Origin of the sequence: Paraburkholderia sp. SECH2 (assembly GCF_030464795.1) — a bacterium.
Lineage (GTDB): Bacteria > Pseudomonadota > Gammaproteobacteria > Burkholderiales > Burkholderiaceae > Paraburkholderia > Paraburkholderia aspalathi.
The window spans coordinates 135,725-161,561 of sequence record NZ_JALPRH010000011.1; the positions used below are offsets into that span (position 1 = coordinate 135,725).

The window sequence follows — 25,837 nt, forward strand, 5'->3', positions numbered from 1 at the left end:
CGTTCTCAGGCGACAAGCGCCTCGGCTTCGGGCAGACGGAGTTGGCCGGAAATCAAGCGAGGAAGAAGAGTGTCGCGCAAATTCATAAGTGTTTCTATTCGCATGTCCTGCATTCGAATTTGCTCATACAGAGGGGACACCATCTGCGAAAACTTCCTAAGAACTGCCTCTGATGGAATTACCCCCAGCTGTGCCCCAAGGTCTTTTTGCGTCAACAATGGCTGAGTCGAGCCCCGGTTGAGCGACAAAACATCAATCAGTCGCAAGCGATGAAGAACGAACCAAAATAAAACGTCGTCATTCGGCTCAAGAACGAGAACATTGTCTGACGCCCAAAAAGGCGGGTAAGCCACATGTATTTTTCCAAGCGTCCCCACTCGGCCGGTCAGGATTCTCGGACCATTGAAGAGCGACGCTGAGGTGTATCCCATAATTCCAGCCCCGCCATACAGTCGAACTGAACAGCTTTGAGACAAAGTGTCTCCTCTGTCTGATGGCCGTTTCCCGCTCGCAATGTTGCACATTTCTTTGAGCGAGCCGACCCGCCACCCCATCGGCACCAATCCCAACTCCGATTCCTCGAACCCGCTCGGAAACCGCGCCGCGGCAGCCTCGTCCATCCCTTCAGGCGAGCGCCCTTCCTGCTTGGCACGAACGGGGTCGAAGTCCACGAACCAAGATTTGAACAGAACTCGGGCAATGGATTCCAGAGTAATGTTTGTTAAGCGCAGCAGGTCAATGCGGGCATCGAGCGCCCCCAGGATACTAACGATTGCGTCCTGTTCGGCGACGTTTGGCAATGGAAATAACTGTTGACCAAACGCGGCGCGCGATAACGTGGGATTGGAAGTGCCGTCTTTTAGATGGTTCAGCCCAATGTACTTGATTAGGTGATACAGGTATTTCAAGCGGACATCCGGTGTCAGAGTGCTTCCGTAGTACGCCGTGTCGATGACCCAGTAGTCTGCGTCGCACCATTCAACACCAAGTGGGCCCTGTCCCTTGCGCCCGAGAATAAGTCCTGGACCTTTTGCGAGCGGCGTATCGTGCCATCCGCATTGGCCATTGGTGCCATACACGGGAACCGCCCCAGCTACCCTCACGTCAGCCCTCAACGCCTTGCCGTAGTGCAATTCAATGAGCTGACGAGCGGGCACTAGAGGCCACTTCCATGCAGTCCGTGTCGAGAATCCGCGCGGATACGCGGCCGGCAGACCGACGACGTTTTTATCAAACCGCATAACCCATTCCCGCTAGATTCACGCGAATCGCTTCATCCAGCTGCACACCCTTGGCAATTTGCTCGGCCAGCTCCTCGGTGAGTTTCTGCATTTTCTCGGCAAAAACTTCGTCGTCGTCTTCGACCTCTTCAGCACCCACGTACCTCCCTGGAGTTAGCACGTGGCCGTGCTCAGCAATTTCTGCTAGCTTCACACTCCGGCAGTAGGCGGGGATGTCCGCGTATTCGCCAACACTTTCTTCACCCCGCCAAGCGGCGACAGTAGTGGTGATGCGTTCGATTGTTTCCTCTGTCAACTCCGCCTGGACGCGGCCAATCATGGTGCCGAGCTTGCGGGCGTCGATAAACAGCACTTCGCCCTGGCGGGTTGTCTTCTGCTTGGCGAGAAACCACAGGCAGGCCGGAATTTGCGTGTTGAAAAAGAGTTGGCCCGGCAACGCGACCATGACCTCCACCACATCGGCTTCGACCATGGCGCGACGGATGTCACCCTCTGAGTTCTGGCTGGAGGTCATCGAGCCATTGGCCAGCACAATGCCTGCGCGTCCATTGGACTTGAGGTGATAAAGCATGTGCTGGAGCCAGGCGTAGTTTGCGTTGCCCTGCGGCGGCGTGCCGTAGACCCAGCGCGGGTCGCCTTCCAGGCTGCCGTGCCACCAATCGCTTACGTTGAAGGGCGGATTGGCCAGCACGAAGTCTGCGCGCAGGTCCGTGTGCTGGTTGCGCACAAAGGTGTCGGCCGGTTCGCGCCCGAGGTTGTAGTCGATACCCCGGATAGCGAGGTTCATTGCCGCAAGCCGCCAGGTGGTGGGGTTGGATTCCTGCCCGTAAATGGACACGTCCCCTAGCTTGCCGCCGTGGGCTTCGATGAATTTTTCAGACTGCACGAACATGCCACCGGAGCCACAGCAAGGGTCGTAGACTTTGCCGTGGTGAGGTGCGAGCACAGCCACAAGCGTCTTGACGATAGAGGCCGGCGTGTAGAACTGCCCACCCTTCTTGCCTTCGGCACTGGCGAACTGGCCGAGGAAGTATTCGTACACCTGCCCGAGCACATCGCGCGCCTGGCTGGCGTCCTCGCCAAAGCCGATGGTCGAAATCAGGTCGACCAGCTCGCCTAATTTGCCGTCGGGCAACTGCGAGCGGGCGTAGCGCTTGTCTAGGATGCCCTTGAGCTTGGGGTTCTCGGCTTCGATTTCTGCCAGCGCCTCGTCAATGCGCTTGCCGATGTCGGTCTGCTTGGCCGCGCCGCGCAGGCTCTCCCAACGCGCGGTTTCGGGCACCCAGAATACGTTGACCTCGCGGTAGTAGTCACGGTCTTCAAGTTCGTCGGCGAGCAGTTCGTCGTCACAGCCGTGCAGGAAGTATTCGTCGCCTTCGTCGGCAAAGCGGCGTGTCAGCTCGGTGCGCCGGGCAGCAAAAGTATCGGAAATGTATTTAAGGAAAATGAGGCCGAGCACGATGTGCTTGTACTCGGCAGCGTCCATATTGGCCCGTTGCTTGTCGGCGGTTGCCCAGAGGGTCTTTTTGATGTCATCAAGCATCAGAACTGGTTCGTCCGGTCATGGTCAGGTGTATCTCTAGGCACAAGGCCCGGCATCTCGCCATCAAGAAATTGGAAGCGATTCTATCTTGAATGACGCACGGACTCGCCAACGGCCTTCAGTACGGCGCCGCGGGGTGCCCAGACGTATGGCGAGCGGTAGATTTCGCCGGTAGGGCTAATGAAATTCTTGATGCGGCGCAAGTGTCTAGTCGACGCGACGCAGCGTCCGAGCCGACCGAAAGCGACGAAATTCTGGAGTTCAGTTCGCAGCTGCAGGAGTTGCTGGACGAATATCGTAGCGCGAGCCATATGTCCGGCACGACTGCAGCGAAGCCTGTCGTGACCTACAAAAAGCAACACAGAATGGCCCCCGACATCGTACCGCCGAGGGTCCATTAGCGTGCTGCTCCCTCATGACTTGCATCTCGTTTATATAATGGACGCTCTTCGCAATTACGAGTTATACCTCGACGTCACAGTCGTCTTCATCCATCTCTGGGGAGGATGCTTGCTCACACTGTTGCAGTAAAGGCCCGAAACAATTCCGCATTGAACGGCATTCGTAATTTTGAAGTACTGTCCGCAAAGTCACCTCGGCGTACCAGCGGCTCAGCGTCTGCCCGCGCTTTCCATCCGTTGAACCCAGTTATTCAGTTACCCTTCCTGCGACCGACCCGTGGTCATTTCGCTCAAGGCTGTCCTGTAACAGTTCGGACATGGTGCCCACCTTTATTCTCCGCGGGCCGAACATCGCGGACCGACGTTTGAAACTTAGAGGAGGAACATGCGCTTCAGCAATCTTTTCGAAGATACCTTCGGCTTCGACAAACATAGTTATCTCGCCTTGGTTCCGCGGATTGTTGATGAACGCCTTTCTTGTCTCGTCAAAATACGATTGGACCTTTTCTCGCTCCAGCTTTTGCTCGCTGCGAAGGAACGTCTTTATAAGGCATGGCACGTCGAGCAAGTATCTTGTTTGGTCAGGAGAAATTTGCAGTTCCTCCGTTTCCAGCAATGAACCAACTCCCCTGTTGAGACTACTCACAACGAGCATAAGGTTCACCCACGCCAACGGCCATTTATCCATCAGACGCGTGCGGCCAACCGTATGGTCGGCGTCCTGCTCGCGAATCAACGAATCCAGCGTCTTGCTTACGTGCAAGCTACCCTCGGCAAACTTGATTTCGCATTTCAGCCCGGAACGATAGCCTTCGTACGCAGCACGCACCCAAACCTGAGAGTAGTAGCGAGCGCCGACAGAGCCTTCGACGACAGCGACGTCTCCCTCGATATCTCTTGCTCCCAACGCGCGGTATTCCAGCTTGTTACCGCAATCAAATACCCAGGCATCTAAGTCGGCCTTGGTCTTGAACGCAATGGGTGGATGAACACCATTCTCGACCAACGTTTGAAAGTCCATTCTTGACGAATTGACGCTCAGGAGGATTCCTAGTCCTTCGTCTTGCAGATTGTCCATGCTTTGCCCAAAAAAATGCTTGTCGGCGGTATTATGCGACGGTGTCAACCAAGTATGCGAGTCGCTGATTGAGCAATCGGTGAATCAGCCATTTTGACGACCGTTCCAAGGAACGCAATGCTTGACCGACATCTTCGCCTAACCGTTGGTATCGACCCAGGCGCGCGCCCATGAATGGCCGACCGCGCGAGCTTCATCCGCTGTATCGTATGTGGCGAGCACGCCGGAGCCTTCGATAAGCTTCGGCCCCGAAGTTATTGGTCCACTGGCGCCATATCGACCGTCTTGCGGAATCGCGTGCCCCCAAACCTCAAAACCCCTACAAATTTCTGGTTCCATCCCGTGTGCGTCGCGCTTCGGGCGGGTTGCCCGAAATTCCTGCGATGTCAACAAAGACATATGCCCTCCAGCCCTTGGCGACTAGGGGTGAAGCGAAATTCACCGTCATCTGCGCCGTGAAAAGTTGCCGCGCGGAAACCGGACCGCCGTCGGCAAGGCCATCCCGAGCAAACTCCTGCGCAATGGCGCGGGCCTAGCCGGCAATGGTCACCCGCTCGAGCCACGCCGCGACGGATGCGCTCTTCGCGAGTCAGATGCGCGCAGACTCCACGCGATTCTCCAAGACAGCCAGCTCTCTTGAAGCTGATAAGCGACAAGGTCACTCACCGCGAGATAGCGGCGGCGGACGGCGGCATGAGCGTCCGTCATAACCGGCAGCCCGATGGTGCCCGCATCAGTAAGATATGGAATTCGGCTTCGTGGAAATGCCAACCGGTCCCTTCTTCAGGCGCATTCTTCGCCCGTACGACCTGCGCGATGCCCCGGCCGTTCGTGGCAGCCGCAATTCCGAGGTCGCGGTACTGGGAGAAATCGCGTAGTCCTTCGTCCCTGAACTCGGTATTCGCTCCACGCTGTTTGATGGAGTGACAGGATGGTACGGACGAGGCTCTGGCTCGACGAGGTCATTCGGGGATGTAAACGTGGTTGGAAGCCATATCCAGTAAGCCTTTCGGCCCTTTACCAGCGCTTTCAGTCAAGAATTCAGGCAATTACAGGTCCCGGTATTCAGTCAGCGTTTACCGGGTTCGCGAGTGCGGTAGTGCGAGACGGTAGCACGATGGCGAGGCGCACGAGTAAAGCGGACAATCCTCTGCTTATAATGTCTCCGTCAGCGGAAAACTAATTATGATTTCGTCTACGGGGCAGACCTTGACGCCGCAATCACCGAATACGATTGAGTACGCACGAGGCATCGCGGATGCCGCCAACTTCGAGACTTTTGTTCTTGAGCTTATACGCGTCCACGTCGAATCGAAGGGAGAATCACTGACGCTAACGAATGGCCTTTATGACGCAATTGCATCCGGAGGCTTAGCAGCTCTCAAAGGACCAGTGGGTATCAAATGTCAGGCGTCTCCCTCGTTCGAAAAATTCCGGCACAATTTGAAAAAGTTCGGCAGCTTTTTGAAATCGTCGGATGTGTCGACTGCTAAAGAAGTTATCTATATATTCGATGCGCCATCAATAAATAGCCTGCGATTTCCAGTTAACCTTCTTCGGGAAATCGCGGAATTGGGCTACACATTTACCTTCTGGACTTGGGCTGAACTCGAAGCGCTAATCGATTTACATCCCGGCGAAGCCCGGAAAATCAAGGAAAACCTGCTTCCTCTTCGCGTCAGGCAAATCGTCGACACGACAGACTCCGATTGGAAATCCGAGCGCCAAACGCGTATTCTTGGTCTTTCGGAACGTGTTGCGTATGGACCGTCGTCGCTGTTCCTGGGTGCCGGCGTTTCAGCGAGTGCAGGCATGCCCGACTGGACCAGCCTTCTAAACGCCCTGTTCGTGTCCTACCTTGAAGGCGTCGACCCAGCTGGTGAGCCGAACGAGGAAGAGACACTGCAGCTCGTGCAGCGGATGAATGAGCTAGATGCCCCCTCTGCGCTCGTCTCCGCGCGATACGTCCGAAAGGCCCTTGCCCAATCGAGCGGCGGGTCGAACGCTTTCACCGAAGCAATCCGGACGGCGCTCTATAGCCTGCGTCGAGATAAGAAGGGAGCGACCTCCCCACTCATCGAAGTTCTTGTCGAGATGTGTATTCCGCGCCGCTCCGGGACCTTGATTAGCTCGGTCGTAACCTACAACTTTGATGACCTCTTCGAGCGCGAGCTTCTCGGAAAATCGGTGTTGCACAAGTGCATCTACAGCGCTTCCGAGCCTCCAGACATTGACGATTTGCCGGTCTATCACGTTCACGGTTTTGTTCCTGAAGACCCTCGCACATACATGGATGTCGATAAGAATCCGCTGGTTTTTTCGGAGGAAGGATATCACCATCTGTATACAGACGCCTATCATTGGTCAAATCTCGTGCAGTTGAACGCCCTGAGAAACTCGACGTGCGTTATGGTTGGTTTGTCCATGGCAGACCCAAATCTGCGCCGCATGCTAGAAATCTCGCAGCGCGGATTTTCTGATTCAAGGCATTTTGCATTCATGAAGCGCACGACAATTGAGAAGTTCTGCGCCGAAGATAAACATGGCGAAGCGTTGAAGGCTTCCGAAGAAAAAGCTGCAGTTTTTCTTAAGCGTCACCACGCCACATCAGAAGCACTGATGAGCGAATTGGGCGTGACCGTCATCTGGTACGAAGACTACGACGAAATCCCAACGATGCTGAAATCCATCGCGTTTCCGGCGAAGTCCGCCTCCGGAGCAGGGGCGCAAGTTGGCAGTGCTACGGATTGAACTGACCGCGAGGGTTGTTGAACCCGCCCGGCTGCGTCATGCGGATGGACCTCCGAGTATCCTCTTGAGGATATCGATGCTGACGTACTTGTGCAGCCGATTCTTGACCATCACCATCTCGTCTCTGAGTGTTGAACACGCATTGAGTATCTGCGGGCAATAGCTCGAGTGTTCGGGCCAACCCCAGTTTGCGCGAACGAAACAGTCGCGCAGCTACGCAAGAGTGAGCCAAAAAAACGCGGTGCGTAGAACGTCTTCTTTCTATACTCGACTGGACATGCCATCCGTTGTGTCCGCAGAACTGTTGTATTATTCGGCGCTTCACAAATTTCGCGCGCCTTATCGCCGCGTAAATATTACCTAATCAGCTTCGGCCCCATGCAAACCATGTACGCGCATATCGCGGGCGAAGTCCGCGAGCTGAGACTGCCGCCGGTGCAGGAAGAGGTGCTTCCCGGGCTTCCGTGGGGAGCGTTCGACGAACTGATGACGCCTGCATATTGGCGTGGTCAGGCATGGCAACACACTGAGTCTGGGACGTTCTGCGATTTCCGCCTCGGTCGTACCTTGCAGGAAGAGGTTGCGGCATGCCTGCTCGGTGGCTGGGGTATGCCAGCAGAGTTGGCGCTGGCGGCCTATTCGCGCGTTCGCGAGAAAGACATGCTGCGCGCGGGGACGACGGCGCAAGAGCTTGAAGAGGTTCTGAGCGAACCGTTCACCTTCCACGGGCGAAGCCGTAAGTACCGATTCATCCGACAGAAAGCCAAGTATCTGAGCGGCTGTCTTCTGCGGCTGCACTCTTTCACCCCGCCTGAGGACGATATCGTCTTCCGGGACCAGTTGAATGAGCTTCCCGGTATCGGCCTAAAGACGGCTTCGTGGATTGTTCGCAACCTACGTCCGCAAAGTGAAGTCGCAATTCTCGATATTCACATCTTGCGCGTAGGTCAACATCTGGGCCTATTCCCCGAAGAATGGCAACCTGAGACCCACTACCGGAAACTCGAGGCGCGCTTCATCGCCTTCGCGCGCGCAATCGATGTCTCGGCAGCTACCCTTGATGGATTGATGTGGGACCACATGCGCCAACTGTCAGTCATCTTAAGGAAGGCGCAAGGGCAAACGGCCGAGCAACTCGACCTGTTCGGCAACGCTCACTGACCGACGTTGCCGCGCCACTGCGAGTCACGCAGGTAGTCCGATAGCAGCCGCACCGACAGCGAGTAGCTGGTCGGCCTTAGGCAGCGCATCAACGACCTCGTTGCCAAGGATTCCCAGCGGGCAAAATCCGAGCCCGTACGATTCGGCAGCGAGCGCGAGTGTCTGAAGCAGCGCTCCCGAATCACGCCACACCAGCGACTCGCTATTCTCGTATGCAGCCATTGGCCTCGCCATGTCGGCGATGAGCACAATGAACGCTCCATCAGCGTCCGGGAGGACACGTTGGCATTTGCTGACCCAGCTTACGCGCAGGTCGGCAGAGACGTTCAGCTCTTCGAGAACAGACTCGGCTGCGTTCACTCGATAGACCGCGGCGCCCGCGAATAACAGAACTGAAATTGCGTGCAACGCGCCCCCTGAAAGCGCGGGACGACGACTCCGCCGCAGCGGGTCGCCTTCCTTCCAGAGCCGGGGCACCAAAGCGAGACGTAGTGCATCAACGAGTGCTTCGAGCGGCACTGACATCAGCGCTCGAACCGACCGTCGGCCTTCGAAGACATCGAGGAACGACCGCTCAATCGGCGCGCAATACTGCCCGAACGGAATGGCCCGTAAAACTGGCCAGACGTAGTCCTGGAACGGACCATCGTCCAGAGGCTGAGGGTCCTCAGTATGGGTCAACGCCGAGTTCCTCCAACACCTCGTAGTGCTTCGCACACCCCCGGCACATTCCACACGCCTCATTCGCAATATGGCAAGAGTGGGCCCATCCGAGGACGTCAGGGGGGACACCTGAAGCCTTGATAAGCTCCGCGCCGCTTAGCTCAATTGCCGGTGCCGCGAGTGTTATCGCGCCTTCCTGGCAAGCCAAAACAGCGTTCATCGCCGCCAAGAAATCGGGCGTGCCGTCGGCATGCATCCCATCGGTACGCAGTGTTCCGATTAGCAGGCTGTTCACGTTGAGTGCGACCGCTTTCATCGCAGCGAGCGTGACCAACATCTGATTCCGAAACGGCCACCACTCCGAAACCGGCGCAAGCTCGGAAGCTGCCTGGCCGGCCATGTCGCCGCTTCCGAGCGCCCGAAGGTCAGCTTCGATGATGTGGTGTTCAATGCCCAAGGCTTCACACACCGCGCCGGCCGCACGTACTTCCGCCTGCGCGGCACTTTGACCATATGCAATCGTGATGGCAACTTCGGGCTTCTTCCAGTACGCGATGGCTATCGAATCCATCCCACCGGATAACAGCAAGGCGGTTCTCATGTTTTCCATGATGTGTGATGCAACGCGGTGACGAAGTCGAAGAAGACTTTGCAGTTGGAACCCTCGACCATTTTCAGGTCTTCCTCAGTTACGGACTGGGCAAGGACGTAAACCGGGAGATTTTTCGCTCTGGCATATCCAACCTCGAAGACAGTGCCTGCATCAAGGCCATCCAGTATCGCGAAGACCCGGTCGCACGAATCAAGCGCAGTCAGGTCCGCAGGGCCTACCACTTCTGCGGGACCAGCGCCGATGTCGTGCACTGGAGAAAACACAGTCAACCCCAACTCCGTCAGGCAGCGGCGAGCTTCGTCAACGAGCCAGCGCTGCCCAAGGTTGAAGAAGGGGCTTGCCAGGTATACCTTGCCCGGTACCGTTGACGCCGACACGCGCCGAGCCCGTGACAACTCGGCAGCTGACGCGGATGACAATCCCATTGTTTCCGCATACGACGCAACAGCGCGCGAAGCCATTTCTGCTGCGTCCTCGGGGCGCTCACGATGTACAGCCCATCGTGCTGCAAACACAGCCGCAAAGACGTCCCCAGACCCGATGGTCCACACCATCTCGCTACGGTACGCGGGAATCAGCACCGGTTTGGCAGTCCTGGTATGGACATATGCGCCTATCGGACCTGATTTGACGACCACGACCTCAGCGCCGCTCTGAATCAGCTTGGCGGCTGCTTTCGCGGGGTCGGGCTCATCAGCCATCGCTTCAATTTCACTGCGGTTGCCCACGATGGCAAGATGGTCGGCCTTACTGCCGTTTTCCCAGAACGGGGCTGGGTCAAATGCCGATTGCGGGTCGTAGACACACCACTTGGCGTCAACTTTTGCCGACCCCTCCAGCATGCCGAACCGCAACACCGCGTCGGCTTGCACTTCGATTGGTTCGAGCATCGGGAGAGACGACAGCGCCGGCCGCAACACGGGCGTCGACATGCAATGCACGTATTCGAATGAAATTCCGGTCTCTGTTGGCGTGGTAATCAGGTCGAAGTTGAAGACCTGCGCTGCCACACGAAACTCGACCTCGGTATCCTTGCGCGCGTACGTGTACAGCGTCACCTTGTCGACGTGACCGACTATCGCCGTCGCCGCTCGACCACCGGAACCCCAAATCTGGTCCCACGCCGGCCAGAGGCACTGTTCGTGATATACGCCGCCGACTACGGATATCGCCTTCCGCGTCATTTCAGCCTCACCTTGACAGTGCACGTTCCGCCGTGAACACCAAGGACCTCCGCGACATACTGCCGTCCGCCCTGAATGCACTGGATGAACTGCAACATCGAACGCGACGTGATGGAGCCTACGATATTCCCCGTAGCGTCCTGTGCAACAAGGCGAGACGGGTTAGGAATAAAGGCCACATCCAGAACAATGCCCGGTCGAACGCCACGGAGCGCGGCTGGATTAACCGAATTCAGACTGGTGACTTCTTCAATGACGCAGGGGTCGACGCCCCCGCCGACTCCGCCCCCAGCGCCAGCCAGGTTCGGCGTTGTTACAGGTGCCTTCGGTTCAGGCCGCCAATCTCCACCACCACCGCCGCCTCCAGACATACAACACCCTCACGATTTTGTGTATTAGAGCGTCCAACCGAACAGCTGACTCAAAAAGCCCCGACCGCCATATAGGATTCGCTCGAATCCAAGGCGTTAAGCGCATGTTCGTCAGATGAAAATCCGACAACGATTCTAATTATTACCGGCCGGTAGTCAACGAAAGTTTCTTTGTGGATGAAAGACAACGCAGACTGCTCGATAATCTGACAGCCGCAGGAGAGCCTCCCGGTTTCATCCGTAGTACCGAATTTACAAAATGTGTAGCGCTGCATTGCAGCTTCGCCAGAGCTAATGCACGACGTCAGCCCCCGCTCGCGCGGATGTATCCGTCACCCACAAAAATACTGAAAGAGAGGAAGAGTTATGGCGACCGCCAAACTTGATTTTGAACGCTTTGTAAGCTGGCTTTATGCCGCTGGCAGGCCTGACGAGCCCAAAGTCCGCAAACTTGCGCACCTCTGTTTGCGAAACTTTGAAGCCTTGGCGGCGACAACACGAAATCGCAGCCAGCGCTCCGTCTATCTGGTAGCGCTTGCGCGCAACTCGTTGAATCAAATCGAGGACGTTGCTCCTGCGGAGGCGCAGGCTGCGGCGGTTGACGCATGGCCTTGGAAAAGACTACGCGAATTCACCCTTGGCCCATTCCGGGGATTCAGAACACCCGAAGCTTTCGACCTTACAAAACAGGTTGTATTGTTTTATGGACCAAACGGTAGCGGAAAAACCAGTTTATGCGAGGGGCTTGAATACGCCTTGCTCGGTGAAGTCGAAGAGGCCGATAGCAAACGAATTACTCCGCGCACATACCTTGCAAATCTGCACGCGCGGCGTTTCGTCGAACCGAGACTGTCAGCGACGGACCATCAGGGCAATTCTTTTAACGTATCCGCGAATCTCGATGCGTACAGGTTCTGCTTTGTCGAAAAGAACAGGATTGATGCGTTCTCGAGAATTGCTGCGCGCCCAACTGCCCAGCGTGCAGAACTGATAGCAACGTTGTTTGGCATGGACCAGTTCAACGAGTTCGTCGGTCATTTCAATGAGAACATCGACGGCCAACTTATCCTGGTCGGTTCGAAGCAGGCTTCGTTGGACGCCAAGCGCACTGCTCTTGCAAACGACCAGCAAACCGTAGCTGCGGAAGCTCAGGCGCTGGCGGGCCAGTCTGGCGAGGAGGCTGCACTGGCAGTTGAGTATGCTGCCGGCGTCACCTATATAGGACTCAAGCAGCTCATCGGCTCTGCCGATGCGCCTGGTCGCCTTCAGGAACTCGATGCGATTCTGGAGCGTGTGCCGCTGGCTGCTGTTGGAATCACACGCCAGAAACTAGTAGATGCGCTGGATATGGTGTCCCGGCACCAAGCCGTGGTAGACGAGACCGAAGCAGCTCTCCACGCTCGCAGCAACCAGGTCTCCTTCAAAGGCCTTTATGACGCAGTGCTCGCCTTGCAGGCGGCAACCGGGGACCGTTGCCCAGCTTGCGATACGCCTTTGACCGGCACGACGCATGTACGGACGAATCCGTACGAGAGGGCCACCGCTGGGATTGCAGAACTGCGAGAGCTTGGTGTGCTGCAGGAAAGGCAACGTACCGCTCAACGCGACGTAGAACAGGCAGCGCGCGAATTGCAGCAGTTGCTCAACAGCGTCGACAACTTCCTGACTGCACAACAGGAGCAACACACGGACGTCGCCCAGTTTATCTCCGGCTTGCCCCCAATTCCGGCCGGCAAGTGGTGGGGACCGCTGGTCACACAGCAAGTCGCGTCGGACACTCAGTCAAGTCTTCTTGATGAATTGTTCGGTGTTGCGAACCGCATCGAGGCGCAGGATGCAGTCACGAAACAAGCTCACCAAGACCGCGAGCCATTCGCGAATGAGCGCAGGCGGCTGAGTGACTTCCAGTTGAAAGTTCAAGCGATGGACTTGCGACGACGGCAACTCGTGGAAAGCATTGCTGCTGCGCGAGGACGAATTTCAGCGTTCGATGAAGCGAATGCTCAATTGATTGCTGAGGCGGCGCAGGAACAAATTGCCATCGACTGTGGCACGCCGTTGAAATCGACGTACGACAGGTTTCTTGCGCAGCTGAAGGCCTATCGCGACCAACTTCCAGGCCAGTTGATGGCGGGTCTCAACGAAACCGCGTTGAATCTCTACAACGCTTTCAATCGCAACGACCTTGACGCAGACAAACTCACCGCGCTCCATCTACCCGTCGCGGCGGAGGAAAAAATTGAAATAGCGTTCAGAGGTGCTCCTGACAGGCGCGTGGATGCGCTGCATGTGCTCAGCGAGGGCCACATTCGTTGCCTAGGACTGGCTATCTTGCTCGCGAAAGCCTCGAACATGGGGTGTCCTACGATTGTTTTTGATGACGCAATCAACGCTATTGACCACGACCACCGCGGGGGCATACGCGAAGCCTTGTTCGAAAGCGAGACCTTTGCCGAGACCCAGTTTATCGTCACCTGCCACAGCAATGAATTCATCAAGGACATCCAGCAACACCTGCCAGCCGCGCGGCGCAACGAATGTATCGTCTATCTGCTCCGACATCACATCGGAGACCATCACCCGCGCGTCTCGCGAAACATTCAGAACGCGAACTACATTGGCAAGGCCAGAGCTGCGCGCGAAGCGCTAAACGACCGGGACGCTTTGGGCGCATCACGGCAGGCGCTTGAGATGCTATCGGAGAAGATTTGGGGGTGGCTGGGCAGCCACGACTTGGGCGTGCTGACTTTACCCCTTGCCGGATTCGGTGCCGAACCAGCGCTCAGAAACCTGTGTGAAGCCTTAACGAAAAAGCTGCGCGACGCGAAGACGTTCAATCACCCAAACAGAGACCCGCTCATCACTGCGTTCGAGCGTATCTTGGGAATTCCTGCGAACAATCTTGTCTGGACATATTTGAACAAAGGGACGCATGAAGAGGCCGACCGCGATGATTTTGACGGGGAGCTGGTTGAATCTGTGGTCAAGACGCTCGAAGAAATCGACAGATTGGACCTTCGCCGAAATCGGTAGCAAGCTACGGAAGCCGTGGCGCGAAGTGCATGATGTACGACTTGACGCAGGGCGGGAGCAGCTTCGGTCGTGAGTATCTGGCTGAGGGAGTGGTGAGCGGCGCACACGCAGCATGCGCCGTGACACGCATGGTGGCACGACCTTGCCTGCGCGAAAAGCCGGTATTTGATGAGGCACTCGCAAAAAAGGGGCACTGGAAAATACTCCACCACCTCTAGTTCAATAGTTTTCTTGTACGCCTTATGCACCAAAGGTTTGCCGGCGTCAGTTAGGGCCGCATCAACCGCCATCGCCGCCTGGAGTCTTTCGGAGGTGGTGAGCGCCTGCGTCTATCTACAAGAAGCAGAAGCGCATTCGCTACAGCAGCAAGCCGGGTCACCCCGACTACGGATGCTCTGGCGACCAACGAAGCCGCTGTGCGTGAGCTGGGCGATGCTGTCGCAGGCTGAATCGCTTTCAGTACATTGGGCCCAGAACCGCGAACCAGCGAAGGCAGCAGAAGTCGGGCTTAAAACCCCCTCGACTGTTGCCGAAACTGAGAAAACGAGGGCCACCTCAACACTAAGGCCCTCGTTCCTGCGGCTGTGACGTTAGTTAGATGCCGTCATGTGAGCTATCGGAGTGCATCCGTCAATAAATGTCTCAGTGGATGAGTCCCAAAATCTCAGGTTATGGTTCCCGCTACAGACAGCATCAAACGTCAATATTCCCCGCCCTCAACGCATTCGACTCAATGAAAGCCCGACGCGGCTCCACATCATCCCCCATGAGCGTCGTAAAGATGCCATCAGCCGCAATAGCATCCTCAATCTGCACACGAAGCAAGCGACGCACGGTCGGATCCATCGTCGTCTCCCAAAGCTGCCCAGGGTTCATCTCACCGAGGCCTTTGTAGCGCTGCTTGGAGATATTGCGTTCAGCATCAGCCAGCAGCCACTTCATAGCGCTCTTGAAGTCGGTAACAGCCATACTCCGCTCACCACGTTTAATGACAGCACCAGTCCCAATCAACCCCTTAAACGTATTAGCGGTATTGATCAGCTGTTGGTAATCAGCGGTCAACTGAAAATCCTGATCCAGCACCGAAATCTTCTGATTACCGTGATGAGTCCGAGCAACGCGCAGAGAGCGCAGTTCACGCACCGGGTCATACATCGTGGTGACCTTAACCTCAGGCTTCAACGCATCATCACGCAACTTGGCTTCGAGAGCCGCCGCCGACACCGCAGCCGCTTCCTCGCTGGAGAGGTCAATCACAACCCCATCCATCACAGCCTCAAGCGCCCCAGCGTCATACAACCGGCTCAAACGGTTAACTACGGCCTGAGCCAACAAGTAAGCCCGAGCCAACTCACCAAGCGCATCGCCAGTGATAGGCGTAGCCCCTTCCGAAGCCAACAACTCCGACCCCTGCAACGCCAGCTTCAGGATGTGAGCATTAACCTCAGCCTCATCCTTCAAATACCGCTCGTCCTTACCCGCCTTGATCTTGAACAGCGGCGGCTGCGCGATATAGATATACCCACGCTCGATCATGTCCGGCATCTGACGATAGAAGAACGTCAGCAGCAGCGTGCGGATGTGCGCGCCGTCCACGTCAGCATCGGTCATGATGATGATGCGGTGATAACGCAGCTTGTCGAGGTTGTAGTCTTCCTTGCCGATCCCGCAACCCAGCGCCGTAATCAGCGTCACAATCTGCTCCGAAGAAAGCAGCTTGTCATAGCGCGCCTTCTCCACGTTGAGCACCTTGCCGCGCAGCGGCAAGATCGCCTGAAACTTCCGGTCACGCCCCTGCTTCGCCGAGCCGCCTGCCGAGTCGCCCTCGACGATATAAATTTCCGACTTCGCCGGGTCCTTCTCCTGGCAATCCGCCAGCTTCCCAGGCAAACCAACGCCATCCAGCACGCCCTTACGACGCGTCATTTCACGCGCCTTCCGAGCCGCATCCCGTGCCCGCGCGGCATCGACAATCTTGCCGCAAATGATCTTCGCGTCGTTCGGCGTTTCCAGCAGGAATTCTTCGAGCGCCTTCGCGACCACATCCTCCACCGGCGCGCGCACTTCCGACGACACCAGCTTGTCCTTGGTCTGCGCGCTGAACTTCGGCTCCGGCACCTTCACCGACAGCACGCACGAGAGCCCTTCGCGCATGTCGTCGCCGGCCGTCTCGACCTTCGCTTTCTTCGCGACTTCGTGATCGGTGATGTACTTGTTCAACACGCGCGTCATCGCCGCACGCAACCCGGTCAGGTGGGTGCCGCCGTCGCGCTGCGGAATGTTGTTCGTGAAGCACAGCACGTTTTCGTTGTAGCTGTCGTTCCACTGCATCGCCACTTCCACGCCCACGCCGTCTTTCTCGCCGCTGATGTGGAAAATGTTCGGGTGCAGCACGGCCTTGTTCTTGTTGATGTACTCAACAAAACCCTTCACGCCGCCCACGAACGCGAAATCTTCTTCCTTGCCCGTGCGCTGGTCGGTCAGCTTGATTCGCACGCCGTTATTCAGAAACGACAGTTCGCGAATCCGCTTGGCCAGAATGTCGTAGTGATATTCGACATTGCCGAAGATCGTCTCGTCAGCCAGGAAGTGCACTTCGGTGCCGCGGTTTTCGGTGTCGCCAATCAGCTGAATCGGCGAGACAGCCACGCCGTCGATCTCTTCGATCACGCGGTTCTGCGGCACGCCACGGTGGAATTCCATGAAGTGCTTCTTGCCGTCGCGGCGAATGGTCAGGCGCAGCCACGCCGAAAGCGCGTTCACGCACGAGACGCCCACGCCGTGCAGGCCGCCGGACACCTTGTAGCTGTTCTGGTCGAACTTGCCGCCGGCGTGCAGTTCGGTCATCACGATTTCAGCGGCGCTGCGCTTCGGATCGTGCTTGTCGTCCATCTTCAGGCCGGTCGGCACACCGCGGCCGTTGTCGGTGATCGAGATCGAGTTGTCCGCGTGAATGATCACCTGGATATCGTTGCAATGCCCCGCCAACGCTTCGTCGATGGAGTTGTCCAGCACTTCGAATACGAGGTGATGCAAACCGGTCCCGTCTGACGTATCCCCGATGTACATCCCCGGCCGCTTGCGTACCGCCTCCAGACCTTCGAGGATCTGAATCGAGGAGGCGCCGTAGCTGTTATCGGGTTGCGAATTGTTCGTTTCAGTCATGGATTTTTTCCGGTTCTGCGTTGCTGCTTGGTTGCTGCTCGGGACTTTTCAAAACACCATAAAAACGCCAAAGGGGCGCTGCGCCCCTTGGTGTGTTCTTTGGTTTTGGACGCGTTAGATGCGCATCGGCATCACGACGTATTTGAATTCGTCGTTCTCGGGAATCGTTATCAACGCGCTGGAGCTGGCGTCGCCAAGGCTCACTTGCAACATATCGACCTTCAGGTTCGCGAGCACGTCGAGCAGATACGTGACGTTGAACCCGATATCGACGCTGTCGCCGTCGTACGCGATTTCCAGTTCTTCCTGCGCCTCTTCCTGATCGGCGTTGGTCGACATGATCTTCAACTGGCCCGGCTCGATGATGCAGCGCACGCCCTTGAATTTGTCCGACGTCAGAATCGCGGCGCGTTGCAGCGAGCGCTGCAGTTCTTCACGGCCGATCACGAACTGATTCTTGTGCGACTTCGGAATCACGCGCTGGAAGTCGGGGAATTTGCCTTCCACCAGCTTCGACACCAGTTCGACCTGGCCGAACGTGAACTTCACCTGCGTCGGCGCGATGTCGATCTTCAGCGTGTCGTCGATGTCTTCCAGCAGACGCTGGAGTTCCAGAATCGTCTTGCGCGGAATGATCACTTCCTGGCGCGCGAACGAGCCTTCGATCTTCATCGACGAGAACGCCAGACGGTGGCCGTCGGTTGCGACTGCCATCAGTTGGTCACCATCTACCACCAGCAGCATGCCGTTCAGGTAGTAGCGGATGTCCTGCTGGGCCATCGAAAAATGGACCATGCCGAGCAACTGGCGGAACGTTTTCTGGGGAACCACCAGGTTCGCGCCGTAGTCTTTAGCCTGAGCGACGGTCGGGAACTCGTCGGCCGCCAGGGTTTGCAGCGCAAAGCGGCTCTTGCCGGATTGCACGGTCAAACGCTTGTCGTTCAGCGTGAGCGTGACCTGCCCGTCGGGCATGGCGCGCAGAATGTCGAGGAGCTTTCTTGCTGCCACCGTGGTCGCGACCGAATCGCCGCCCACGCCAAAATCGGCACGCGTGGTGATCTGCAACTCGAGGTCGGTCGACAGGAACGACACTTCAGGGCCGTTCTTGGTAATCAGCAAATTGGCGAGGATCGGCAACGTATGGCGGCGTTCGACGATGCCGCTCACGGTTTGCAGCGGCCTGAGGAGGTTATCGCGTTCGGTCTTGACCAGTTGCATAGAGTTCCTTCGTTGATATAACGGCCTGCGCGCCTGACTTGCCAGCCTTACAGCGCGCAACCGCGGCTCCCCGCCGGCGCCACGCAGCGCCTGTCACGGCGTGAATTCCGCCCGCGGCCGCCGGGCGGTTAAACCTGTATTGTGCCTGAAAACGGAACCGCTCCACTAAAATGGGGGCGAGTTTGGAAATAAACAGGTCGAATTTCCCGCCCGACCTGCTTAACCTTTCAGCGTTTGCTCCAGCACGTGCAGTTCGTGGTTCAGCTGCGCGTCCGTGCCGCGCTCCGCGGCGATCTTGCGCACCGCGTGCAGCACGGTGGTGTGGTCGCGCCCGCCAAACAGCTCGCCGATTTCCGGCAAACTCTTCTGCGTCAGCTCCTTCGCCAGATACATCGCGATCTGCCGCGGCCGCGCAATGTTCGCCGGACGCTTCTTCGAATACATGTCCGCGACCTTGATGCTGTAGAAGTCAGCCGTGGTCTTCTGGATGTTTTCCACCGAAATCTGCCGGTTTTGCACCGTCAGCAGGTCTTTCAGCGCTTCTTTCGTCACTTCAATCGTGATTTCGCGGCCGTGGAACTTCGAATACGCGAGGATCTTGCGCAGCGCGCCTTCCAGTTCACGGACGTTCGAGCGCAGATGCTTGGCGACGAAGAACGCGACGTCTTCATTCAGGCTCACGAACTCGGATTGCGCCTTGCGCATCAGAATCGCGACGCGCATTTCCAGCTCGGGCGGCTCGATCGCCACCGTCAGGCCGGAGTCGAAGCGCGAGATCAGGCGGTCGTCGATGCCGGAGATTTCCTTCGGATACGTGTCGCTGGTGATGATCACCTGCGCCTTGTTCGCGACCAGCGCCTCGAACGCGTAGAAGAATTCCTCTTGTGTGCGCGACTTGCCTGAGAAAAATTGAATATCGTCGATCAGCAGCAGGTCGAGCGAGTGGTAGTAGCGCTTGAAATCGTCGAACGCCTTGCGCTGGTAGGCCTTCACCACGTCGGACACATACTGTTCCGCGTGGATGTAGCGAATCCGCGCGCCGGCCTTGTCCATTAGAAGCTGGTTGCCGATCGCGTGGATCAGGTGGGTCTTGCCGAGACCCACGCCGCCGTACAGAAACAGCGGGTTGTACGAGATGCCGGGGTTGTCCGCGACCTGTATCGCCGCAGCGCGCGCTAACTGGTTGGCCTTACCGGTCACGAAATTGTCGAAGGTCAGCACAGGGTTGAGCTTCGAACGCTCGTACATCGAGTCGTTGTCGCCGTTGCCGTTCGAGCTCGCGCTTTGGCCCGGACGCCACGTGCGGCGGGCAGCGGCGGCTTCGTTCGCGTCGAGGCTGGGGAGATCGAGGTCGGCGGCATCTTCAGCGACCGCGCGTGCGTTCGCGTTGTGGTCAGCCGCAGCGCGTGCATTCGCGTTGAGCGTCGCCATCGCGCTGTTCGCGCCATTGGCGCGCGCGGCTTGCGACGCTTGTACGGCACCGACGGCTGCGTCCACGGCGGCCCCACCGCCGTTTGCACCAGCCGAATGGCCGCCGCCCATTGCGCCAGGCGCGGAAGACGGACGCGACGGAGCCGGCGACGACGTCGCCGCAGGGGCGCGCATGCCTGCTTTCGGGTCCAGCACGAATTGCACGTCGACCGGAGCGTGCCAGAAATCGCGGGCCATATCCGCGATGCGGCCGGAGAACTGGCTCTTGACCCAGTCGAGCTTGAAGCGGTTCGGCGCAGCGATGCTAAGCGTGTTCGCAGCGGCGTCGAAGGCGACCGGGGCCAACGGTTTGATCCACGTCACGTACTGCTGGGGCGTTAGCTCGCGCTCCAGCAATGCGGAACAGTGTTGCCAGAAATCGTTCATCGAGTTGCTGTCGTTATGATGTGCACGGCGGTTCGCCGCTGCCCCTGTCGCGCATACGCAACAAGGCCCTGAGCAGTCAGGCCGAACCAGGCGTAATGGCTCCAGGCGCTTGTGCCACAAGGGTTTGCGGGGCAAGCGAGCCGGAGCGGCGTGCAGAATTTTTGGGAAGTAAGGCGAGATTCTAACGCCAAATCGTCGGCGAAAGGGAGTTATCCACAGGGACGGATCATCTGGCGAACTCCTCTTGGGGTCAGGCCGAAGCAGGCTAAACTATTGACGGCCAAAAGAAAACCGGTTTAAATAGCGGGTTCCGCGAAAACCAATTCTGTAAACCTCCGGCCATTGCCGCTTCAGCGATGATCGTGCGGTTAATTTTCGATCAGTCGATCAAGTGAGAGCAACATGAAACGTACTTACCAACCTTCCGTTACCCGTCGCAAGCGCACCCACGGCTTCCGCGTTCGCATGAAGACCGCAGGTGGCCGCAAGGTCATCAACGCACGTCGCGCGAAGGGCCGCAAGCGCCTCGCCATCTAAGGTTGGCGAGCGGATTGCGCGCTCTGTCTGTGCCTACAGGCGAAGCCCGCGGTGAAGCGGGAGCGGCTGGGGCGCCGCAACTGGGCTCGATTCCGTTGCGAGCGCAAGCCGCCTTCCCCAAAGCCGCAAGGCTACTGAAAACGGATGAATTTTCATCCGTTTTTCGTTTGCGCCCGTGGCGCCGCACCGCGCACTTCGTGGTGTACGGCCGGCCCACCGGTAACGACGCTCGCTTAGGTCTCGTGATCGGCAAAAAGTATGCGCCGCGCGCGGCCACGCGTAATCTGGTACGTCGACTCGCGCGCGAAGCCTTCCGGCTGCGTCGCGCGGAATTCGGCGGTTGGGATGTGCTGTTGCGTCTGCACACGCGCTTCGACAAGAAGGCTTTGCCGAGCGCCTCGTCGCCGCCGTTGAGGGCGCTGTGCCGCAGCGAAATAGAGACGCTGCTCGATAAAGCAGCGCGCGAAATTGTCCGTCGCGAGGCGCCGCCCGCGGAAGCGCCCAAGACGGAATGACGCTCAAGTGACCGCCCGCTTTGCAGTACAGGCCGCCAAAGTAGCTCGGGCGGCCAGGCTGCGCGGGCGTCGCCCGGTACTCCACGTTGCGCGGCGCCGTTAGGCCGCACCAGTCATGCAAACGGTACTCATCGCTTTATTGCGTTTCTACAAGGTTGCCGTCAGCCCCATGCTCGGCAACCGGTGCCGTTTTTACCCTTCCTGCTCTGATTACGCGCGCGAAGCAATCCAGTATCATGGCGCCGCGCGCGGGACTTATCTCGCCGCCAGGCGTATTTGCCGCTGCCACCCGTTTTCCGCGGGCGGCATCGATCTCGTCCCGCCTCCCACTTCTGAAAAGCGCTGACGCGCCGTTCCATCGACACTGAGACAACGCATGGATATCAAACGCACCGTCCTATGGGTCATCTTTTTCATGTCAGCGGTCATGCTGTTCGACAACTGGCAACGCGACCACGGACGCCCGTCGATGTTCTTCCCGAGCGCCAACCCGACCAAGACCGTCGGTAGCGCCGCACCGGGAACCACGACGCCGGGAACCCAATCCGCCGATCTGCCGGCCACCACTGCTGCTGCGCCGGGCACTGCGCCGGCTGCTGCGGCTCAGGGCCAGCTGATCAGCTTCAGCACCGACGTCTATAACGGCGAGATCGACACCCGCGGCGGCACGCTGTCGAAGCTGTCGCTCGTCAAGCAAGGCGACGGCAAGCAACCCGATCTGGTCATCACGCTGTTCGACCGCACCGCGAACCATACGTATCTGGCGCGCACCGGTCTGCTCGGCGGCGATTTCCCGAACCACACCGACGTCTTCACGCCGGTGCCGAACCAGCCGCACGATCTGACGGGCGACGCCAAGTCGTTCCAGCTCAGCCTCGAGTCGCCGGTTAAGGGTGGCGTGAAGGTCATCAAGACCTACACGTTCACGCGCGGCAGCTATGTGATCGGCGTCGACACGAAGATCGAGAACGTCGGGACTGCACCGGTCACGCCGTCGGTTTATATGGAACTGGTGCGCGACGATACGCCGGTGGAAACGCCGCGCTTCTCGCACACGTTCATCGGACCGGCTGTCTACACCGACCAGCACCACTTCCAGAAGATGACGTTCAGCGACATCGACAAGAACAAGGAAGATTTCGTCAATTCGGCCGACAACGGCTGGATCGCGATGGTGCAGCATTACTTCGCGTCGGCATGGATTCCGCAGCAAGGTGCGAAGCGCGACATCTATGTCGAGAAGATCGATCCGACGCTGTATCGCGTTGGCGTGAAGCAACCGGTGGCGACCATCGCCCCGGGCCAATCGGTTGATGTGTCCGCGCGCCTGTTCGCCGGTCCGGAAGAAGAGCGCATGCTCGAAGGCATCGCCCCGGGCCTGGAACTGGTGAAGGACTACGGCTGGGTCACGATCATCGCGAAGCCGCTGTTCTGGCTGCTCGAGAAGATCCACAGCTATGTCGGCAACTGGGGCTGGTCGATCGTTCTGCTCACGCTGCTGATCAAGGCCGTGTTCTTCCCGCTGTCGGCCGCGAGCTACAAGTCGATGGCGCGCATGAAGGCGATCACGCCGCGTATGCAAGCCCTGCGCGAACGCTTCAAGGGCGATCCGCAGAAGATGAACTCGGCGCTGATGGAGCTGTACAAGACCGAGAAGGTCAATCCGTTCGGCGGCTGTCTGCCGGTCGTGATTCAGATTCCGGTGTTCATCTCGCTGTACTGGGTGCTGCTGTCGTCGGTTGAAATGCGCGGCGCGCCGTGGATTCTCTGGATTCACGATCTGTCGCAGCAGGATCCGTTCTTCATCTTGCCGGTGCTGATGGCCGTCTCGATGTTCCTGCAGACCAAGCTGAACCCGACGCCGCCGGACCCGGTTCAAGCCAAGATGATGATGTTCATGCCGATCGCGTTCTCGGTGATGTTCTTCTTCTTCCCGGCCGGTCTGGTGCTGTACTACGTGGTGAATAACGTGCTGTCGATCGCCCAGCAGTACTACATCACGCGGATGATGGGGCAGGCGAAGACGAAAGCGGCCTGATTGATGTCTTGCCTGCAGCGGGTGGTGGTAGCGCCCGCTGGCTGACAGGCAGAAGCTGGCTGTGAAAAAGCCGTCCGGTTTGCACCGGGCGGCTTTTTTTATGATTCGGCCGATTGGCCCTTATCTTTCGATGTCGTTGTCGATGTCGATGCGTCTTCAGGCGTGGCGTCGGCGTCCTGTTGCGTGCCGCCGTCAAACTCCGTCATCAGTTCTTCCACCAGATTGCGCTGCCTCGGCGACAAACCCACGAAGCGGTTAGCCATCTTCGTGACAAGCTCGATCGTTTCCGGCGTCATCGGATACTTCTCGCCACGGGCAAGCGGCTTAGCCTTGCCGGAGGGCGTCGGCCCGTAGTGCAGCCAGTGAACGTCCTTCTGCAGCCACGTCGCTAGAACCTGCAACTTGTCGCGCTTTGGGATCGTCGTACCCGCGAGCCATTTGTGCGCGGTTTGTGGTGAGACAGCAGGGCCACTGCTATAAAGCAGATTGAATTCCCTGGCTAAATCGGTCCCACCCTTAATATCTTTGGGGAGTGAGTCTTTCAGCCGTTTGGCGAAAGCTGCTTTTTCTTTGGAGGTCGGCATGGGCCCGATTGTGCAATTCGGCGCATTATCAGTGGACAACCAAACACGCAATTTTATTGCTTAAATAAGCTATTTTTAGCCTGAAATCGGCAGCTAATAACGCGTTTCACGATTTTATAGAATTCCGTCTTTTCCTTGTGCAGCGTGCGTTTTAGGCACTTTGATACGTCAGCGAGTCGCAAATGCGTCTTAAGCTATCTTAGCTTGTGTGAGATAAATCCTTATTTGTCTTATGCGGCTCATGCCGCCTTGGGAATCGGGCCCGAGTCCAGAGCCGGTGGATGCCCCCGCGTTACAATGCCCGGCGCTTACTCGTGCGCATTCAATCCCTTCTGACAGCCTCGCTCCCATGCTCGCCACCGATTCCGATCCGATCGTCGCCATTGCCACCGCTCCCGGCCGAGGCGGAATCGGAGTCGTGCGGATTTCGTTCGGCCGTGCCGGTGAAGCCGCTGCGCAGCCGTTGATGCAAGCGCTCACCGGCCAGGCACTCGCGCCGCGCCATGCGAGCTATGTGCCGTTCCTCGATGACACCGGCAGCGCGCTCGATCGCGGCATCGCCCTGTACTTTCCCGCGCCGCACTCCTACACCGGCGAACACGTGCTCGAGTTGCAGGGTCATGGCGGTCCGGTCGTGCTGCAACTGGTGCTGCAGCGGTGCATCGACGCCGGTCGTGCGTTCGGCCTGCGTCTGGCGGAGCCGGGCGAATTCACGCGACGGGCGTTTCTCAACGACAAGCTGGATCTGGCGCAAGCGGAAGCCGTCGCCGATCTGATCGAGGCCAGCACCGAAGCCGCCGCGCGCTCGGCGGGCCGCTCGCTCGACGGCGCGTTTTCGCGCGACATCCACGCGTTGGTCGAAGAGGTCATCACGCTGCGGATGCTGGTCGAAGCGACGCTCGATTTCCCGGAAGAAGAAATCGACTTTCTCGAAGCCGCCGACGCCCGCGGCAAGCTCACACGGATCCGCGAGCGCCTCGTGCACGTGCTGAGCGAAGCACGCCAGGGCGCGTTGCTGCGCGAGGGTTTGTCAGTGGTGCTGGCAGGGCAGCCGAACGTCGGCAAGTCGTCGTTGCTGAACGCGCTGGCCGGCGCGGAATTGGCCATCGTCACGCCGATCGCCGGCACGACGCGCGATAAGGTCGCGCAGACCATCCAGATCGAAGGCATTCCGCTGCACGTGATCGATACGGCCGGCCTGCGCGATACCGAAGACGAAGTGGAAAAGATCGGCATCGCGCGCACGTGGAGCGAGATCGAACGCGCGGACGTCGTGCTGCATCTGCTCGATGCACGCACCGGCATGACCGCCGAAGACGAAACGATCGCTGCGCGGTTCCCGAGCGGTGTGCCGGTGGTGCGCGTGTTGAACAAGACGGATCTGACGGGGCTCGCGCCGTCGGTGACACCGCTCGACGCGGATCTCGAGCTCAGCGAAGTGGGGCTGTCGGCGAAACGGGGCGATGGCGTTGCGCTGCTGCGTGAGGAATTGCTGCGCATCGCCGGCTGGCAGGCCGGCGCGGAGAGCGTCTACCTCGCGCGTGAGCGGCATCTGATTGCGCTGCGCGCGGCCCAGGAGCATCTGGCGACGGCGGCTGCGCACGCCGATCAGAACTCTCAAGCACTCGATCTGTTCGCCGAAGAACTGCGCCTCGCGCAGGATCAACTGAACTCGATCACCGGTGAATTTAGCTCCGATGACCTGCTCGGAGTGATTTTCAGCCGGTTTTGTATTGGCAAGTAAGACGGGTCGGCAGCTTTCGGACAAAAGGCTTACCTGTCATGCCTGACAAGTCCTTTCCGAGTAACCATCAGTACAGGCGTCAAACACCTTCTGTTGACCCAAACTCCCACATTTCTTTGGTACACAAAAGACAACCGGTT

The 25,837-nt window shown here is 58.2% G+C and carries 18 protein-coding genes and 2 pseudogenes; 8 read left to right on the plus strand and 12 right to left on the minus strand.

The window, feature by feature from the left end:
- Nucleotides 1-5: 5 nt before the first annotated feature.
- From M0D66_RS19805 to M0D66_RS19825, 5 genes and pseudogenes are all read right to left on the minus strand, one after another.
- Nucleotides 6-1,241 carry a restriction endonuclease subunit S gene (locus tag M0D66_RS19805; RefSeq protein ID WP_266211373.1) on the minus strand — a complete coding sequence of 412 codons (1,236 nt, stop codon included), beginning with the start codon at nt 1,239-1,241 and terminating at the stop codon, nt 6-8.
- Entirely contained in the window at nt 1,231-2,784 is a 1,554-nt protein-coding gene (locus M0D66_RS19810; protein WP_266211374.1) for a class I SAM-dependent DNA methyltransferase, read from the minus strand. The genes M0D66_RS19805 and M0D66_RS19810 overlap by 11 nt, the downstream gene beginning before the upstream one ends.
- A gap of 648 nt (nt 2,785-3,432) precedes the next feature.
- Nucleotides 3,433-4,263, minus strand: a complete 831-nt coding sequence (locus M0D66_RS19815) for a hypothetical protein (RefSeq protein WP_266211375.1) — start codon at nt 4,261-4,263, stop codon at nt 3,433-3,435.
- A 138-nt stretch (nt 4,264-4,401) separates the two neighbouring features.
- Nucleotides 4,402-4,602, minus strand: a complete 201-nt coding sequence (locus tag M0D66_RS19820) for a hypothetical protein (RefSeq protein ID WP_266211413.1) — start codon at nt 4,600-4,602, stop codon at nt 4,402-4,404.
- Nucleotides 4,603-4,994: 392 nt separating this feature from the next.
- Nucleotides 4,995-5,183 (minus strand): annotated as a pseudogene (locus M0D66_RS19825) (cupin); the annotation flags it as partial.
- Between the two features lie 265 nt (nt 5,184-5,448).
- On the opposite strand from M0D66_RS19825, the gene M0D66_RS19830 reads away from it, so the two are divergent.
- Together M0D66_RS19830 and M0D66_RS19835 are read left to right on the plus strand one after the other, a co-directional pair.
- Complete coding sequence (locus tag M0D66_RS19830) at nt 5,449-7,014, plus strand: SIR2 family protein (RefSeq protein ID WP_266211376.1); 1,566 nt, start codon at nt 5,449-5,451, stop codon at nt 7,012-7,014.
- 378 nt (nt 7,015-7,392) lie between these two features.
- Nucleotides 7,393-8,175 carry a hypothetical protein gene (locus M0D66_RS19835; protein ID WP_266211377.1) on the plus strand — a complete coding sequence of 261 codons (783 nt, stop codon included), beginning with the start codon at nt 7,393-7,395 and terminating at the stop codon, nt 8,173-8,175.
- Between the two features lie 24 nt (nt 8,176-8,199).
- Here the strand turns inward: M0D66_RS19835 and M0D66_RS19840 are convergent, their stop codons facing one another.
- From M0D66_RS19840 to M0D66_RS19850, 3 genes are read right to left on the minus strand one after another with little or no spacing between them, the layout of a single operon-like run.
- Nucleotides 8,200-8,856 (minus strand): nitroreductase family protein, encoded by a 657-nt coding sequence (locus tag M0D66_RS19840; RefSeq protein ID WP_266211378.1) that lies wholly within the window; start codon nt 8,854-8,856, stop codon nt 8,200-8,202.
- Entirely contained in the window at nt 8,843-9,448 is a 606-nt protein-coding gene (locus M0D66_RS19845; RefSeq protein WP_266211379.1) for a 7-cyano-7-deazaguanine synthase, read from the minus strand. The genes M0D66_RS19840 and M0D66_RS19845 overlap by 14 nt, the downstream gene beginning before the upstream one ends.
- Nucleotides 9,436-10,635, minus strand: a complete 1,200-nt coding sequence (locus tag M0D66_RS19850) for a PfkB family carbohydrate kinase (protein ID WP_266211380.1) — start codon at nt 10,633-10,635, stop codon at nt 9,436-9,438. Before M0D66_RS19850 ends, M0D66_RS19845 begins: the two co-directional genes overlap by 13 nt.
- A 737-nt stretch (nt 10,636-11,372) precedes the next feature.
- Here M0D66_RS19850 and M0D66_RS19855 point away from each other — a divergent pair.
- Nucleotides 11,373-14,039: an AAA family ATPase gene (locus tag M0D66_RS19855; RefSeq protein ID WP_266211381.1), complete on the plus strand. Its 2,667-nt coding sequence runs from the start codon at nt 11,373-11,375 to the stop codon at nt 14,037-14,039.
- Nucleotides 14,040-14,732: 693 nt separating this feature from the next.
- Here M0D66_RS19855 and gyrB read toward each other — a convergent pair.
- The 3 genes from gyrB to dnaA all read right to left on the minus strand — a co-directional run bounded on the left by gyrB (nt 14,733) and on the right by dnaA (nt 20,279).
- Nucleotides 14,733-17,204 (minus strand): DNA topoisomerase (ATP-hydrolyzing) subunit B, encoded by a 2,472-nt coding sequence (gyrB, locus tag M0D66_RS19860; RefSeq protein ID WP_054037059.1) that lies wholly within the window; start codon nt 17,202-17,204, stop codon nt 14,733-14,735.
- Nucleotides 17,205-17,318: 114 nt separating this feature from the next.
- Nucleotides 17,319-18,422, minus strand: a complete 1,104-nt coding sequence (dnaN, locus tag M0D66_RS19865) for a DNA polymerase III subunit beta (RefSeq protein WP_054037057.1) — start codon at nt 18,420-18,422, stop codon at nt 17,319-17,321.
- 219 nt (nt 18,423-18,641) lie between these two features.
- Nucleotides 18,642-20,279 (minus strand): chromosomal replication initiator protein DnaA, encoded by a 1,638-nt coding sequence (dnaA, locus tag M0D66_RS19870; protein ID WP_093634555.1) that lies wholly within the window; start codon nt 20,277-20,279, stop codon nt 18,642-18,644.
- Between the two features lie 402 nt (nt 20,280-20,681).
- Here dnaA and rpmH point away from each other — a divergent pair, with 402 nt between their 5' ends.
- From rpmH to yidC, 4 genes are all read left to right on the plus strand, one after another.
- On the plus strand, nt 20,682-20,816 hold the full coding sequence (gene rpmH / locus M0D66_RS19875; protein ID WP_004198824.1) for a 50S ribosomal protein L34: 135 nt from the start codon (nt 20,682-20,684) through the stop codon (nt 20,814-20,816).
- Nucleotides 20,817-20,830: 14 nt separating this feature from the next.
- Nucleotides 20,831-21,331, plus strand: a complete 501-nt coding sequence (gene rnpA, locus M0D66_RS19880; protein WP_171925254.1) for a ribonuclease P protein component — start codon at nt 20,831-20,833, stop codon at nt 21,329-21,331.
- 115 nt (nt 21,332-21,446) lie between these two features.
- Nucleotides 21,447-21,677 (plus strand): membrane protein insertion efficiency factor YidD, encoded by a 231-nt coding sequence (yidD, locus tag M0D66_RS19885; RefSeq protein WP_007180115.1) that lies wholly within the window; start codon nt 21,447-21,449, stop codon nt 21,675-21,677.
- A 30-nt stretch (nt 21,678-21,707) separates the two neighbouring features.
- Nucleotides 21,708-23,369 (plus strand): membrane protein insertase YidC, encoded by a 1,662-nt coding sequence (gene yidC, locus M0D66_RS19890; RefSeq protein ID WP_093634554.1) that lies wholly within the window; start codon nt 21,708-21,710, stop codon nt 23,367-23,369.
- A gap of 167 nt (nt 23,370-23,536) precedes the next feature.
- Here the strand turns inward: yidC and M0D66_RS19895 are convergent.
- Nucleotides 23,537-23,953 (minus strand): annotated as a pseudogene (locus tag M0D66_RS19895) (transcriptional regulator); the annotation flags it as partial.
- Between the two features lie 349 nt (nt 23,954-24,302).
- On the opposite strand from M0D66_RS19895, the gene mnmE reads away from it, so the two are divergent.
- The gene (gene mnmE, locus M0D66_RS19900; RefSeq protein ID WP_211706321.1) at nt 24,303-25,697 is read left to right on the plus strand and encodes a tRNA uridine-5-carboxymethylaminomethyl(34) synthesis GTPase MnmE; all 1,395 of its coding nucleotides are present in this window, start codon (nt 24,303-24,305) and stop codon (nt 25,695-25,697) included.
- The last annotated feature ends 140 nt before the right edge of the window (nt 25,698-25,837 follow it).